The 13724-nt window shown below is 43.5% G+C and carries 13 protein-coding genes; 11 read left to right on the top strand and 2 right to left on the bottom strand.

Annotated features, from left to right (window positions below; all coding sequences use genetic code 11):
- Nucleotides 1-36 precede the first annotated feature (36 nt).
- From alr to BMX69_RS04740, 5 genes are all read left to right on the top strand, one after another.
- Complete coding sequence (gene alr / locus BMX69_RS04720) at nucleotides 37-1224, top strand: alanine racemase (protein WP_054789551.1); 1188 nt, start codon at nucleotides 37-39, stop codon at nucleotides 1222-1224.
- A gap of 206 nt (nucleotides 1225-1430) precedes the next feature.
- A complete protein-coding gene (locus BMX69_RS04725) occupies nucleotides 1431-1778 on the top strand; it encodes a type II toxin-antitoxin system PemK/MazF family toxin (RefSeq protein ID WP_013272276.1) in 348 nt (115 codons plus the stop codon).
- 95 nt (nucleotides 1779-1873) lie between these two features.
- Nucleotides 1874-3280 carry a hemolysin family protein gene (locus BMX69_RS04730; protein WP_100041696.1) on the top strand — a complete coding sequence of 469 codons (1407 nt, stop codon included), beginning with the start codon at nucleotides 1874-1876 and terminating at the stop codon, nucleotides 3278-3280.
- A gap of 158 nt (nucleotides 3281-3438) precedes the next feature.
- Nucleotides 3439-4167: a YebC/PmpR family DNA-binding transcriptional regulator gene (locus BMX69_RS04735; protein WP_100041697.1), complete on the top strand. Its 729-nt coding sequence runs from the start codon at nucleotides 3439-3441 to the stop codon at nucleotides 4165-4167.
- 276 nt (nucleotides 4168-4443) lie between these two features.
- A complete protein-coding gene (locus BMX69_RS04740) occupies nucleotides 4444-5079 on the top strand; it encodes a GNAT family N-acetyltransferase (RefSeq protein WP_025232459.1) in 636 nt (211 codons plus the stop codon).
- A 139-nt stretch (nucleotides 5080-5218) separates the two neighbouring features.
- Here BMX69_RS04740 and BMX69_RS04745 read toward each other — a convergent pair whose 3' ends face one another.
- The gene (locus BMX69_RS04745; protein ID WP_100041698.1) at nucleotides 5219-5989 is read right to left on the bottom strand and encodes a GNAT family N-acetyltransferase; all 771 of its coding nucleotides are present in this window, start codon (nucleotides 5987-5989) and stop codon (nucleotides 5219-5221) included.
- Nucleotides 5990-6127: 138 nt separating this feature from the next.
- Between BMX69_RS04745 and pepF the strand changes: the two genes are divergently transcribed.
- Both pepF and BMX69_RS04755 read left to right on the top strand, forming a co-directional pair.
- Nucleotides 6128-7912 (top strand): oligoendopeptidase F, encoded by a 1785-nt coding sequence (pepF, locus tag BMX69_RS04750; protein WP_100041699.1) that lies wholly within the window; start codon nucleotides 6128-6130, stop codon nucleotides 7910-7912.
- 34 nt (nucleotides 7913-7946) lie between these two features.
- Entirely contained in the window at nucleotides 7947-8720 is a 774-nt protein-coding gene (locus BMX69_RS04755) for a nitroreductase family protein (RefSeq protein WP_100041700.1), read from the top strand.
- Nucleotides 8721-8804: 84 nt separating this feature from the next.
- Here the strand turns inward: BMX69_RS04755 and BMX69_RS04760 are convergent, their stop codons facing one another.
- On the bottom strand, nucleotides 8805-9218 hold the full coding sequence (locus tag BMX69_RS04760) for an Hsp20/alpha crystallin family protein (protein WP_054789554.1): 414 nt from the start codon (nucleotides 9216-9218) through the stop codon (nucleotides 8805-8807).
- A gap of 481 nt (nucleotides 9219-9699) precedes the next feature.
- Between BMX69_RS04760 and BMX69_RS04765 the strand changes: the two genes are divergently transcribed.
- Genes BMX69_RS04765 through BMX69_RS04780 form a run of 4 tightly spaced genes read left to right on the top strand, consistent with a single transcriptional unit; the run spans nucleotide 9700 to nucleotide 13016 of the window.
- Nucleotides 9700-10356, top strand: coding sequence for a YkgJ family cysteine cluster protein (locus tag BMX69_RS04765; RefSeq protein ID WP_054789631.1), 657 nt, complete (start codon nucleotides 9700-9702; stop codon nucleotides 10354-10356).
- A 53-nt stretch (nucleotides 10357-10409) separates the two neighbouring features.
- Entirely contained in the window at nucleotides 10410-11327 is a 918-nt protein-coding gene (gene pyrF, locus BMX69_RS04770; protein WP_100041701.1) for an orotidine-5'-phosphate decarboxylase, read from the top strand.
- 9 nt (nucleotides 11328-11336) lie between these two features.
- Nucleotides 11337-12113, top strand: coding sequence for a dihydroorotate dehydrogenase electron transfer subunit (locus BMX69_RS04775; protein WP_054789555.1), 777 nt, complete (start codon nucleotides 11337-11339; stop codon nucleotides 12111-12113).
- Nucleotides 12114-13016: a dihydroorotate dehydrogenase gene (locus BMX69_RS04780; RefSeq protein WP_092248386.1), complete on the top strand. Its 903-nt coding sequence runs from the start codon at nucleotides 12114-12116 to the stop codon at nucleotides 13014-13016.
- The last annotated feature ends 708 nt before the right edge of the window (nucleotides 13017-13724 follow it).

Raw genomic sequence — 13724 nt, forward strand, 5'->3', positions numbered from 1 at the left:
ACAAATGCCTGTAGAAATAAACGAGGTGATAAAGTGATGAAATTATACAGCAGGGTTTATGAAACAGTAGATCTAGATGCCATCCGCCACAACATGGAGGCCATGAAGGCAAATCTAAAGGAAGGGACCAGGATAATCGGCGTTGTAAAATCAGACGGATACGGACACGGAGCGGTTCCGGTAGCCTGGGCCATGGATTCTTATGTGTGGGGATATGCGGTTGCCACCGTGGAAGAAGGCGTAATTTTAAGAAAACACGGAATCAAAAAGCCTATTTTGGTCCTTGGCGTAGTACCTTATGAAGGATACAGTCTTTTGGTAGAATATGGGATCAGTTCATCCGTATTTCAGCTTAAACGGGCGGAACGTCTGTCCACTCTGGCGGAAAAGGCGGGAAAAAAGGCAGTGATACACCTGGTGGTGGATACAGGCATGAGCCGGATCGGATATCCGGTCACAGAGGAGGCTGCAGAGGAGGCGGTGAAGATCTGCGGCCTTCCGGGAATTGAAGTGGAAGGGTTGTTCACTCATTTTGCAAAGGCAGATGAAAGGGATAAGAGCGCCACAGATAAACAGATAGAAAAGTACCAAACGTTCGTAACCATTCTTTCTGACAGGGGGATCACGATCCCTGTCCTTCACTGCTCCAACAGCGCCGGAATCCTGGACCTTCAGAGGGCCAACTTTCATGCAGTACGGGCCGGAATATCCATCTACGGCATTTATCCGTCAGGAGAGGTTGACAGGGAAACGGTCAGTCTTCTGCCTGCGATGGAATTAAAAAGCTTTATTTCTTACATAAAAAAAATAGAGCCGGGAACTTCTGTAAGCTATGGAGGAACCTTTACCGCTGACCGGGAGATGACGATCGCCACGATTCCCGTAGGATATGGCGACGGGTATTCAAGAAATCTTTCCGGCAAAGGGGAAGTACTCATAAGGGGGCAGCGTGCCAGGATATTAGGGCGCATTTGCATGGACCAGTTCATGGTAGATGTGACCGGAATAAAAGGCGCAGAGGAAGAGGATGAGGTGGTTTTGATCGGCAGGCAGGGAAACGAAGAGATTACGGTAGAAGAGCTGGCTGCGGCCGGAGGCGGCTTCCATTATGAAATCGTCTGTGACATAGGCAAACGGGTGCCCCGGGTTTACCTTGAAAACGGCCGGGTCATAGGTACGAAAGATTATTTCAACGATTGTTATGAAGGGTTTTGCAAGGGCTGATAACAAACACCATGTCCAAAACATATGATAAGGTATGCGGCGGAAAAACTTAAGTGAATACTCGAGTCAAAGAAGGTCAATACTAGACTTAGGCATAATTTGTGAATGAAAGAAAAGGTCATATACAGCCTGGATTTTGCAGATTAGCCGTTCGGTGAGCTTATAGGCGAACCGAACTTCCTAAATAATTGACGGAGTGTGAGAGTGTGATTATCAGACGTGGAGACATTTATTATGCTGATTTAAGGCCGGTAGTAGGCTCTGAGCAGGGCGGGATCCGCCCGGTTCTTATTATACAGAACGACATAGGCAATAAACATAGCCCTACTGTGATCTGTGCGGCAATTACATCAAGAATGAATAAGGCAAAGCTTCCCACCCATGTGGAGCTGGATACAAAAAAATGCGATATGATAAAAGATTCGGTGATTCTTTTAGAGCAGCTTCGCACCATTGATAAGCAGAGGCTGAAAGAGAAGATTTGTCATATCGACGATGAACTTCAGCAGGAAGTGGACTGTGCATTAAGGGTGAGCCTGGAACTGGATACATAGTTCACCATTGACGGAATGCTGATAAAATGGTATATTTCTAAATAGTTACGAGAAAAAATACGAATGATAAATAACAAAAGGAGTAGATTTTTAGAATGGACGATGGCAATCCGCTTATACGCGTGATTATTTTTATTGCTTTTATCGTATTAGACGCTATTTTTTATGGGTTTGGATCAGCAATCCAAAACGTGAATACAAGCGAACTGGAGCATCAGATGGAGGAAGGAAGTAAAAAGGCCGGTCAGCTGTTACATATAGTTAACAGACCGACCAGATTTGTAAATACGATACAAATCACCACAAATTTAATCGGTATGGTAACCGGGGCTTTTGTTTTAGAGCAGCTGGGAGCAAGGCTTGGGACCGTCTTAACAAGAGACGGGGCTTATCCCAACCAATGGATATCCCTTTTAAGTCTGTTGTTAGTTTCTGTTGTACTGATCGTGCTTTTGATCAGCTTTGGTATCATTATTCCAAAACGCTGTGCGGCAGAGAACCCTGAAAAATGGGGTTATCGTATGCTGCCTGTAGTATCCCTCATCATGATACCCCTTATCCCCTTTACCTGGCTGGCAAATGTGGTGGCTTACTTTGTCCTGAAGCTGTTTGGAATCGATATGGCATCAGATAATGAGAACGTTACGGAAGAAGACATCATGTCCATGGTGAACGAGGGCCATGAACAGGGCGTTTTAGAGGCCAGAGAAGCGGAGATGATTACAAACATCTTCGAACTGAATGATAAGGAAGCCGGAGATATTATGACCCACCGAAAGAATCTGGTCGCTTTGGATGGCGAGATTACTCTTCGGGAGGCAGTGAATTTCATCCTGAAAGAGGGATTTAATTCCCGTTATCCGATTTACAAAAAGGATGTGGATGACATTATCGGGATCCTTCATATGAAGGATGCTCTTATTGCTGTAGAAAATAAAAGGAATGCATCCCGCCAGCTATGGGAGATCGAAGGGCTTCTCAGAGAAGCTCATTTCATTCCGGAAACCAGGAATATTGATACTCTGTTTAAGGAAATGCAGTCCAGAAAGATCCATATGGTAATCGTAGTAGATGAATACGGGCAGACAGCGGGTATTGTGACAATGGAAGATATTTTGGAAGAGATTGTGGGCAATATCATGGATGAATATGATGTGGATGAAGAATACATTGTCCCCTCAGATGACGGTTCCTATGTAATCAACGGCATGACTCCTTTGGATGAAGTGGAAAGGGCCTTGAATATTGAGTTTGATGAGGAGGATTATGACTCCTATGATACCATCAACGGCTTGCTGATTTCCAGGCTGGACCGGATTCCCCAGGAAGGGGAAGAGACAGAGGTGTCTATTCTTGGATATTGTTTTAAGATCCTTCGTGTGGAAAATAAGATCATTCATACCATCCGGGTTCGGAAAGAGCAGCCGGAAGAGGAACATGAGGAAGAACAGGAGCTTAGACATATTGAGGCTCGTGAGGAATTCTCGGACATAAAAATGTAATATCGGCACAGCTGTCATTTGTTCTCGGAAAAAGAGGGAATCGGCAGCTGTGCATTATTTTTCTTGCAAGATGAAAAAATTAGTGCTAAAATGGAAAAGATGTTGATTTATTAGATATTATAAGGACGAAGTAGAGAAAGAAAAGGAGTGTTGGAACAATGTCAGGACATTCAAAGTTCGCGAATATTAAACACAAAAAAGAGAGAAACGATGCGGCTAAAGGCAAGGTTTTTACTATCCTCGGAAGAGAATTGGCGGTAGCGGTGAAAGAAGGCGGACCAGACCCTGCAAACAATAGTAAACTCCGTGATATTATCGCAAAGGCAAAAGCCAATAATATGCCAAACGATACCATTGACCGCGGCATTAAAAAAGCAGCCGGCGATGCAGGCTCCGTTAATTATGAGACAATTACATACGAAGGATACGGCCCTAACGGGGTTGCGATCATCGTAGATACGCTGACAGACAACAAGAACCGGACTGCAGCAAACGTAAGAAATGCATTTACAAAAGGCGGCGGCAATGTGGGAACTCCTGGCTGCGTGTCCTTTATGTTTGATAAAAAGGGCCAGATCATCATTGATAAGGAAGAATGTGAGATGGATCCGGATGAACTGATGATGGTTTCCCTGGATGCAGGGGCCGAAGATTTTTCGGAAGAAGAGGACAGCTTTGAAATAATTACCGCACCTGAGGAATTCAGCGCAGTGCGTGAGGCATTAGAGACCGCAGGCATCCCCATGGTGGAAGCAGACGTTACCATGATTCCTCAGACATGGGTGGAACTGACGGATGAAGATTCCATTAAGAAGATGAACCGGATTATGGATCTTCTTGATGTGGAGGATGACGTACAGGCCACTTACCATAACTGGAGTGAATAACAGGACACAAAAAGAAAAAGTGAGGAAAAGCCCTGCAGCAGGCTTCCTCACTTTTTTATATCCGGATCCTCTTTGCAGCTTCAGTGCTTTTTGATGTCGATCACAAACTTTTTGCCGCTCTTTCTGTAGTAAAGTACTGTACAACTTTTACGTATTATATTATATAATATTGAAGGGGGAATTACAAACAACGTAACGAACAAAAGAAGAAGAGCAATAGAAGCACGCCATGAAAAATGGTACGGAGTTTAAAGCAAATGGAAGAGGTTTAAGATTATGGATAGCGACCGATTGTACCGGGTTAAAAAAGAAGATGTGGAGAAATTAAAGGAACTGCTGACTGAATGCTTTGCCGGAGATCCGCTTTATTGCAGGTTGATCCCTGACGGGAAGACCAGGAGCCGTCTGCTCCCGGAATTATTTGAATGTGATATGGAGGAATTTTTAGAGACTTGCGAAATATATGCTGACAGTCCGGATATTAACGGGATCCTTGTGGTGGATGATGAATCTCAGCCTTATAATGCCTTTCATTACTATCTGGCAGAAGCAGCCGCCCTTTTAAAAACGGACGGCTATCTGATCAAGGAGGACCCTTCTTTAAAAACATTCTGGAACTTTTTTCAGGGCAGGGAGTATTTGAATTCCAGCTGGACGGACCGTCTTAACCAGGAGAAACGGCTGCATCTTATTTACCTGGCTGTACGGCCTGCCATGCAGCATCATGGAATTTCCTCTCTTCTTTTAAGGGAAGCCATTGACTACGCAGATAAAAATAAGCTCATGATTTCCCTGGAAACACATAATGTAAGCAATGTAAAATTTTATGAACATTTCGGTTTTAAGGTTTTCAGTATTGTGGAAAAGCGTTTTCGTTTAAAACAGTACTGCATGGTCCGGGATATAAAATAGTGGTTCGTATATAAAATGGTGGTTCGTATTTTCATATATAAAATAGAGTTTCACATATAAAATAATAGTTCGTATATAAAGTAGTGTTTCGTATATAAAGTAGTGTTTCGTATAAAAAGTAGTGTTTATATTATTATGTTTAATAAATATAATAGGACAGGCTTTCCGTAATTTGGAAGCCTGCCTTTTTATATAAGGCCAGAGCAGGACCGTTCTGGCCGGACACCTGAAGAGAAATCTTTTTAAGATTTTCTGGCCCGGGCCTTAAAAAACAGGTTTCCAAAAGCAGAGAGAGACAGGCGCCACCGAGCCCCTGGTTCCGTAAATTTTCGGTAATTTCAAACCCGTAAAAATAGGAGGTAGACTGTCCTCTGAAATCAAGATAACAAAAGCCCACAGGGCTGTCATCTATCAGAAAGGTACAAAGGGAAGGTTCCTCTTTATTACCGCGGGTCATGGAGAGCGTAAGAGACTCAGAAAAACGGTTGTTCTTTACCAGACCGGTTTTCAAAAAATCAGAAGAAGTAAGCTCCATTAAATGTTCCTGATACCAAAGATCGGCTCCTATGGCGTTAAGGGTCAGGGCAGTATCTTTGCAGGTTTCCTCTGCAGGAAAAATCAGATCATTGTCTCCCGTCTCCTTCAACAGCTCTTCCAGAAGCATCATGAAATATCCGCACCGCCTGTTTAACGGAAGGGTATAAGCGCAGCATTCATAGTCTCCGTTTTCATTAAAAAATGCACAAAGAGCGGATAAGAGGCTATCTTCTTCGTATAATAAGAAAAAAATACATTCTTCTTCCATGGGAAATGTAAGAGAAATATGGTCATGCTTTCTGCAGGCATCCTGCAAGTGGAGCAAGTCACTGATTTGCGTTTCGCTGGGGGTTTTCGTTCGTATAATATTCATTTGGGACTCCTGGTTCGTTTTCGTATAGTATAATACAATAAAATGTATAAATTCAATCAAATATTTTCCATATTGCTGATTGTTTCTTTGAAATATGGGTGATAGAATAAACACAAGTGAAGGAGTGGAGGGATTTAATTGAAAAAGAGAGAAGAAATACCGGTTTGCGATACCTGGAACCTGGCGGACATTCTGCCGTCTGAGAGTGCATGGGAGGATCTGTTCCGTGAAACAGAACGCTCGCTTTCAGGTTATAAAAGATATGAAGGACATCTGGCAGATTCAGGCGAGATGCTTTTTTCCTGTCTGAAGTTTGATGAGGAGATATCCCTAAAGATTGAAACACTGTTTGTATACGCAAAGCAGAAATCCGATGAGGATACAGGCAATGCCAGATATCAGGAATTTTCCTCAAGGGCAAGGTCCCTTTCCTATGAGGCAGCAGGGCTGTCTTCATTTTTGATACCGGAAATCCTGGAAATGACGGAGGAGACCCTTGACCATTACCGGAAGAATACGGCTGAGCTTACACGTTATGACAGAACCTTGGAAATTATTTTAAAGAAGAAGGCCCATACGCTGTCAGCTCCTATGGAAGCCTTGCTGGCAAAGTCCATGGAAGCCACCTCCGCCCCTTCGGAAATCTTTAATATGTTTAATAATGCGGACGTGAAGTTTCCTGAAATCATGGATGAAAAGAATCAGCCTGTCAGGATCACCCATGGAAATTATGTTGCCCTTATGGAAAAGCAGGACAGAAGGGTAAGAAAATCCGCGTTTGAGGCCCTGTACAGCGTCTATGGACAGTTTGGCAACACTTTGGCTGCTACTTTTTCTTCCAATGTGAAACAGGCGGCTTTTTACGCAAAGGCAAGAAATTATCCCTCTGCCAGAGCTCATTCCCTTGGGGAGAATGAGATTCCGGAGGAAGTGTATGACAATCTCTTGAATGCGGTTCATGAGGGCCTGTCCAGTCTCCATGGATATGTATCCGTAAGAAAGAAGGCCCTTGGAGTGGATGAGCTGCATATGTATGACCTATATGTGCCCATGGTATCAAGGGAAGAACGTAAATATACTTTTGAGGAAGCCAAGGCCATGGTGTTAGAAGGCCTTAAGCCACTGGGAGAGGACTATTTATCCCTTTTAAGAGAAGGCTTTAATAACCGGTGGATCGACGTATATGAAAATGAAGGAAAGCGGAGCGGTGCTTATTCCTGGGGTGTTTACGGGATCCATCCCTATGTATTGTTAAACTTTAACGGAACTCTTGACAGTGTCTTTACTCTGGCTCATGAGATGGGGCATGCCCTCCACAGCTGGTTTTCCGATAAGAACCAGACTTATATAGATGCAGGATACAAGATCTTTGTAGCGGAGGTGGCATCTACCTGTAACGAGGCGCTGCTCATCCGGCATTTATTGGAAACCACGTCAGATAAAAAGGAACGGACATACCTTGTGAATCATTTTATGGACAGTTTCCGGGGGACTCTTTACCGGCAGGCCATGTTTGCGGAGTTTGAAGCAGAGACCCATCGCCGTGCAGGGGAAGGAGAGGTGCTTACTGCCGAGGTTCTTTGCAGAATATACCACCGGCTGAATGAGGAATATTTTGGCCCGGACATGGTGGTTGACCAGGAAATCGATTATGAATGGTCCAGAATTCCGCATTTTTACACACCATTTTACGTATACCAGTATGCCACAGGGTTCTCGGCTGCCATTGCCATCAGCAGCAGGATTCTTAAGGGAGATGAGAAGACGGTCAAGGGATATTATGAATTTTTAAGCGGCGGAAATTCTATGACTCCTATAGACTTGTTAAAGCTCTGCGGCGTTGACATGGGGACAGCAGAACCGGTGAAGGATGCACTCCAGGTGTTTGCCGGGCTTTTGGAGGAAATGAGCCGGCTTATTTAAGTCTGGTTGTTGGATAGAGGAGAGGGGAGCAGGTATGAATCTGTATCAGATGATATTTAAAAGAAGATCGATCAGGAAGTTTAAGAAGGAACAAGTCCCGAAGCAGCTGCTAAAGGATATCATTTATTTTGGGGACAATATACCAAGGCTGCACGGGGATATTCAGATTAAGCTGGAAATAAGTGAAAATATGGAAGAGCATCTGCCTGTTAAGGGATTGTGGAAGGTAGAGGCGCCTTATTATCTGGTATTTTATTCTGAGGAGAAGGATGGGTATCTGGTAAATGCAGGATATGTGCTGGAGCATGTTCTTTTATATATGACCGGAAAAGGACTAGGCACCTGTTATCTCGGGAGTACCAAGGTTCCGGAGCCAGGGCCGGCAGGAATGAAGCAGGTGATCATAGTTGCCTTTGGTTATCCAAAGACCCTGCTTTACCGGGATCCTGCAACAGCAAAACGGCTTCCTTTAAAGGAATTATGCGTATTTAAGGAAGAGGCCGGAGAATCCATGAAAAATATTTTAAAGGCTGTCCGCCTCGCTCCGTCGGCCATGAATACCCAGCCCTGGCGCTTTATCGTTTATCATGACAAAATCTATGTGTTTTCCTGCAGGGAATTCCTGCCGTCGTCTTCTCTTGTATCCATGCGGGAGATCAGCACCGGGATTATGCTTTCTCATTTAACCATTGCTGCGGAAGAGATGTGGATTAATGTGAAACTGGAAGCAGAGGAAGCCATGGAGAAAAAGTCTTATAAAAGCGGGGCATATGTGACTACGGCATTTTTGAAAGAGTATAAATGCTGATAAAATGCTGATAGATCGTTCGACTGGTACAGAAAGAAAGGGAAGGTCCTCCATTTGGGGCCTTCCCTTTTTGTCTGTATCGGATTACTCAATGGTGATATAGTTGTTTTCTTCGATCTGTTTTGGCGCTTCTTTCGGAACGACAAGCTTCAAGATGCCGTTTTCAAAAGATGCCTTGATATCTTCCTGTTTCAGGCCGGTGCCTACATAGAAGCTTCTCTTTACAGAGCCTCTGTAGCGTTCCCTGCGGATATAGTTTTTCTGGTCCTTTACCTCATTTTCGGAAACAGTTTCTGCACATATGGTCAGATATCCTTCTTTTAATTCGGCCTGCACTTCCTCTTTTTTATAGCCTGGAAGCTCGATATCAATGACATAGTCGTTTCCGTTGTCCTCAATGTCGGTTTTCATCAGGGACTGTCTGTTGTGATATGCATCCGTAAAGAACGGGTCATTGAAAAATTCATCAAATAAACTATTTCTTCTTGTTAATAACATAAAGGGTTCCTCCTTTTGGAAATTTATATGTCACCGGTTATCCGATGCATTGCTATTTGTTATACATGTAATATAACACACATTGTTAGCACTGTCAACAGGTGAGTGCTAATTGAATTGTGAAAATTTTATGAACCATACAAAAATGAACCGATCAAAGAAAAAATATTGTTTCTAAGAATCGTGAGCTATTATACAATCTCAATGTCATCATCATGGAGCATATATATTCCCTATATAAAGATAATACAGTTCTGTTAATATATTATAGGAATCTGTTACTTCAACTATGAACGCTTTCATGGAGCTCTGTAAAACGTATGGCAGGGAAGTATAGTTTTCCCTGCCAATGTTTGCGGCGGAAACATATCATTCCGGCCGCTTCTAGTTTTAAAAAGAATTGAATCCCCCATTGAATGTATGGGCCGGAGATGATAGAATAACCATGTTTGCTAAAAAGAAAGTTGAGGAAAAACTATTCATGAAACGGGAAATCGATTGGAAAGAGATCTCAGATGGGAAATTATATAGCTTAAATGATATGGTAAAGGCGGATTGCGGCGACTGCAAAGGCTGCTCGGCATGCTGCCAGGGGATGGGGCAGTCGGTTACCCTGGATCCCCTTGACTGTTTCCGGCTGACGGTAAATCTTAATTGTACTCTGGAGGAACTGCTGGCTGAGAAGCTGGAACTTCATGTGGTGGATGGAATCGTGCTTCCAAACTTAAAAATGGGTGGAAATGAGGAAAGGTGCGGCTTTTTAAACCAGGAAGGGCGATGCGGGATTCATAGCTTCCGGCCGGGGATCTGCCGCCTGTTCCCCTTAGGGCGGATCTATGATGAGAAGGGATTTCAATATTTTCTCCAGGTACATGAGTGCAGGAGAGAAAACAGGGCAAAGGTCAAGGTGCGCAAATGGATTGATACCCCTGATGCAAAGCGGTATGAAAAGTTTGTGTCTGACTGGCATTTCTTCTTAAAGCGGCTGGAAAGAAAGCTGGAAGAGGATGGGGATCAGACCTTGGCAAATAAAATCAGCATGTATGTTTTAAAGCAGTTTTATCTTGTGCCTTATGACAGGGACCAGGATTTTTTCGATCAGTTTGGCAAAAGGCTTGAAGCTAGTTCTTTCTTATGATAGAATTGGTAAGAATAAAAAAAATAAGGGAAAAGAGATCCAAGGAGGAAGCTATGATCAGGCAGTTAATAGACAAAATTCAGAAAACAAAAGCCCCAATCTGCGTAGGTTTGGACCCCATGTTAAACTATATACCAGAGCATGTTATAAAAAAGGCATTTGAAGAATTCGGTGAAACCTTAGAAGGCGCTGCGGAAGCTATTTGGCAGTTCAATAAAGAAATTGTTGATCATGTTTATGATCTGATCCCATCCGTTAAGCCACAGATTGCCATGTACGAGCAGTTTGGCATCGAAGGCTTGAAAGCGTATACAAAGACTGTTAATTATTGCCAGGAAAAGGGGCTTTTCGTCATTGGAGATGCTAAGAGAGGAGATATTGGTTCCACATCAGCCGCTTATGCTACAGCACATATCGGTCAGGTGAAGGTTGGAAACAAAAGTTATTCTGCTTTCGGTACAGATTTCCTTACGGTCAATCCATATTTGGGGACCGATGGCGTAAAGCCCTTTGTGGATGTATGCAAGGAAGAAGACAAGGGCCTTTTCGTTCTGGTGAAAACCTCTAATCCTTCCAGCGGGGAATTCCAGGATCAGCTGATTGACGGAAGGCCGCTGTATGAACTGGTTGCAGAAAAGGTTGTGGAATGGGGAGCAGACTGTATGGAAGGCGCTTACAGCAATGTGGGAGCCGTTGTGGGGGCCACCTATCCGGAGATGAGCAGGATTCTCCGCAAACTGATGCCAAACACCTATTTCCTGGTTCCGGGATACGGCGCCCAGGGAGGAACGGCAGAGGATCTTAAGCCATGCTTTAACGAGGACGGCCTGGGAGCTATTGTAAACTCCTCCAGGGGAATTATTGCAGCCTATAAATCTGAAAACTACGCCCGGTTTGGTGTAGAGCATTTCGGTGAAGCCTCCAGACAGGCGGTTATTGACATGGTCACCGATATCAACAGGGTATTATAGGGGGATCGCATGGCAAAGGTAAAGGATATTGCAGTGGTTGCCAGCCAGACACGGCTGGGAGATGATGTATACAGTATGTGGATTAAAACAAAGGATATCACTGCCCAGGCAGAGCCGGGACAGTTTGTTGACCTATATACAAAGGATGGAGCAAAGCTTTTGCCCCGCCCCATCAGCATTTGCGAGACAGATAAGGACAAGGGACTTTTAAGGCTGGTGTACCGGGTAGTAGGGGGCGGAACGGAAGAGTTCTCCCATTACAAGGAAGGTGATACCATAGAGGTCCTGGGACCTTTGGGCAATGGATTTCCCCTGGAAGCCGGTACAAAAGGGAAAAAGGCATTTTTGATCGGCGGCGGAATCGGAATTCCACCTATGCTGGAACTGGCAAAGCATTTGCCTTGTGAGAAACAGGTGGTACTTGGATACCGGGATGCTCTGTTTTTAAATGAAGAGTTTTCTCCATATGGAGACACTTATATTGCAACAGAGGACGGAAGTACCGGAACGAAGGGCAATGTTTTAGATGCAATCCGGGAACAGGGCTTAAAAGGCGATGTGATCTTTGCCTGCGGTCCTACCCCCATGCTGAAGGCTATTAAGGCTTATGCTCTTGAAAATGAAATAGAATGTTATCTTTCCCTGGAGGAAAAGATGGCCTGCGGCATTGGGGCCTGTCTCGCCTGCGTATGCAAAAGCAAGTCAGTGGACGAGCATTCCATGGTTCACAATAAGCGTATCTGTAAGGATGGTCCGGTATTTAAGGCTGAGGAGGTAGAATTTTAGATGAATACGAAAGTGAATCTGGCCGGAGTGGAGCTTAAGAATCCGGTTATGACTGCTTCCGGCACCTTTGGTTCCGGTGAGGAATACAGCGAGATGATCGATTTAAATCATTTGGGAGCCGTGGTTACAAAAGGCGTGGCCAATGTGCCATGGCCAGGTAACCCCACGCCCAGAATCGCGGAAACCTACGGAGGCATGATCAATGCCATTGGCCTTCAGAATCCGGGAATGGAAGTTTTTATTAAGAGAGATATTCCATTTTTAAAGAAGTACGATACGAAAATCATTGTCAATGTATGCGGAAAGACCACAGAGGATTATATCGAAGTTGTGGAGCGGTTGGCGGATGAGCCGGTGGATATGCTGGAAATCAACATTTCCTGCCCTAATGTGAAAGAGGGAGGAATCGCTTTTGGACAGGATCCCAAAGCGGTAGAGGCTATAACAAGGGAAGTTAAAAAATATGCAAAGCAGCCGGTTATCATGAAGCTGAGCCCCAACGTAACGGACATAGGGGTAATGGCAAAGGCAGCAGAGGCCGGAGGAGCAGATGTACTGTCCCTTATTAACACCTTAACCGGAATGAAGATTGACATAAACCGCCGTACCTTTGCAGTCGCCAATAAAACAGGAGGCTTATCCGGTCCGGCTATTAAGCCCATTGCAGTACGCATGGTATATCAGGTGGCCAATGCGGTGAAACTTCCCATTATCGGTATGGGCGGGATCATGAATGCGGAGGATGCCATAGAATTCATTCTTGCAGGAGCTACGGCTGTTTCCGTTGGAACGGCCAATTTCCGGAATCCTTATGCAGCGGAAGAAGTAGTCAGAGGCATAGAGGATTACATGAAGAAATATGACGTAGAAGATATCAGGGATTTGATAGGAGCTGTACGGTAACAGTATTATTTTGAATGGATTTTGAATTTATGGTGTGTTCAAATTTTTGAAATCTTTGATGTTATAAAAATCACTTGAGATTACGGAATAGTAAATATTTTACTATATTGTTGGAATTTAATAGGTTATTAACATTAGCCCTTTTTCGGTTGTAGAAATATGATTGATAGAGGGCTTATCTTAGGGTCTTAGATTATCCGGAGAAAATGAATTGTGTTGAAGAATGCACTTTTGATATTGATATCGGTATTGTATTATAATGTAATACAGTAAAGTGATAAAATCAAATTGTTAATGAGGGTGCCAATCAGCTTACTTAACGAAAACGATAGAAGATATTTGTGTAATATCGGATAGTGTTAAGGAATTCAAAACTTTTGAAGGAATTACAATTAAACCACATTTTACTTTGGAAGATTGTTTGGGTGATAAAATTGATTTGTTAATCATTACTGGTGGGGAAATAGGAAGGGGGAAATCACTCCACCAAAAGAGGAATTAGTCGTGTCAGTAAATGGGTGCGGCTAAAGTATGATGCCATGAATCTAAAAAACTGGCTATGTGGCGATGGAAAGATCACCATTTTTACGTATGAATTGAAAGAACCCTGTTTTCGTTCATTGAAAACAAGGTTCTTTGACAGCCTGCATTATCAATCATATTGATAACTTTATAATATTACTTTTTAAAACTTTTAATAATAATTTT

The sequence above is a fragment of the Lacrimispora sphenoides JCM 1415 genome, from assembly GCF_900105615.1.
Lineage (GTDB): Bacteria > Bacillota > Clostridia > Lachnospirales > Lachnospiraceae > Lacrimispora > Lacrimispora sphenoides.

Bases quoted from the DNA above. Each gene is read 5' to 3' on its own strand.
- alr (WP_054789551.1), top strand. From the start codon at position 37: ATGAAATTATACAGCAGGGTTTATGAAACAGTAGATCTAGATGCCATC.
- BMX69_RS04730 (WP_100041696.1), top strand. From the start codon at position 1,874: ATGGACGATGGCAATCCGCTTATACGCGTGATTATTTTTATTGCTTTT.
- BMX69_RS04735 (WP_100041697.1), top strand. From the start codon at position 3,439: ATGTCAGGACATTCAAAGTTCGCGAATATTAAACACAAAAAAGAGAGA.
- BMX69_RS04740 (WP_025232459.1), top strand. From the start codon at position 4,444: ATGGATAGCGACCGATTGTACCGGGTTAAAAAAGAAGATGTGGAGAAA.
- BMX69_RS04745 (WP_100041698.1), bottom strand. From the start codon at position 5,989: ATGAATATTATACGAACGAAAACCCCCAGCGAAACGCAAATCAGTGAC.
- BMX69_RS04755 (WP_100041700.1), top strand. From the start codon at position 7,947: ATGAATCTGTATCAGATGATATTTAAAAGAAGATCGATCAGGAAGTTT.
- BMX69_RS04760 (WP_054789554.1), bottom strand. From the start codon at position 9,218: ATGTTATTAACAAGAAGAAATAGTTTATTTGATGAATTTTTCAATGAC.
- BMX69_RS04765 (WP_054789631.1), top strand. From the start codon at position 9,700: ATGAAACGGGAAATCGATTGGAAAGAGATCTCAGATGGGAAATTATAT.
- pyrF (WP_100041701.1), top strand. From the start codon at position 10,410: ATGATCAGGCAGTTAATAGACAAAATTCAGAAAACAAAAGCCCCAATC.
- BMX69_RS04775 (WP_054789555.1), top strand. From the start codon at position 11,337: ATGGCAAAGGTAAAGGATATTGCAGTGGTTGCCAGCCAGACACGGCTG.
- BMX69_RS04780 (WP_092248386.1), top strand. From the start codon at position 12,114: ATGAATACGAAAGTGAATCTGGCCGGAGTGGAGCTTAAGAATCCGGTT.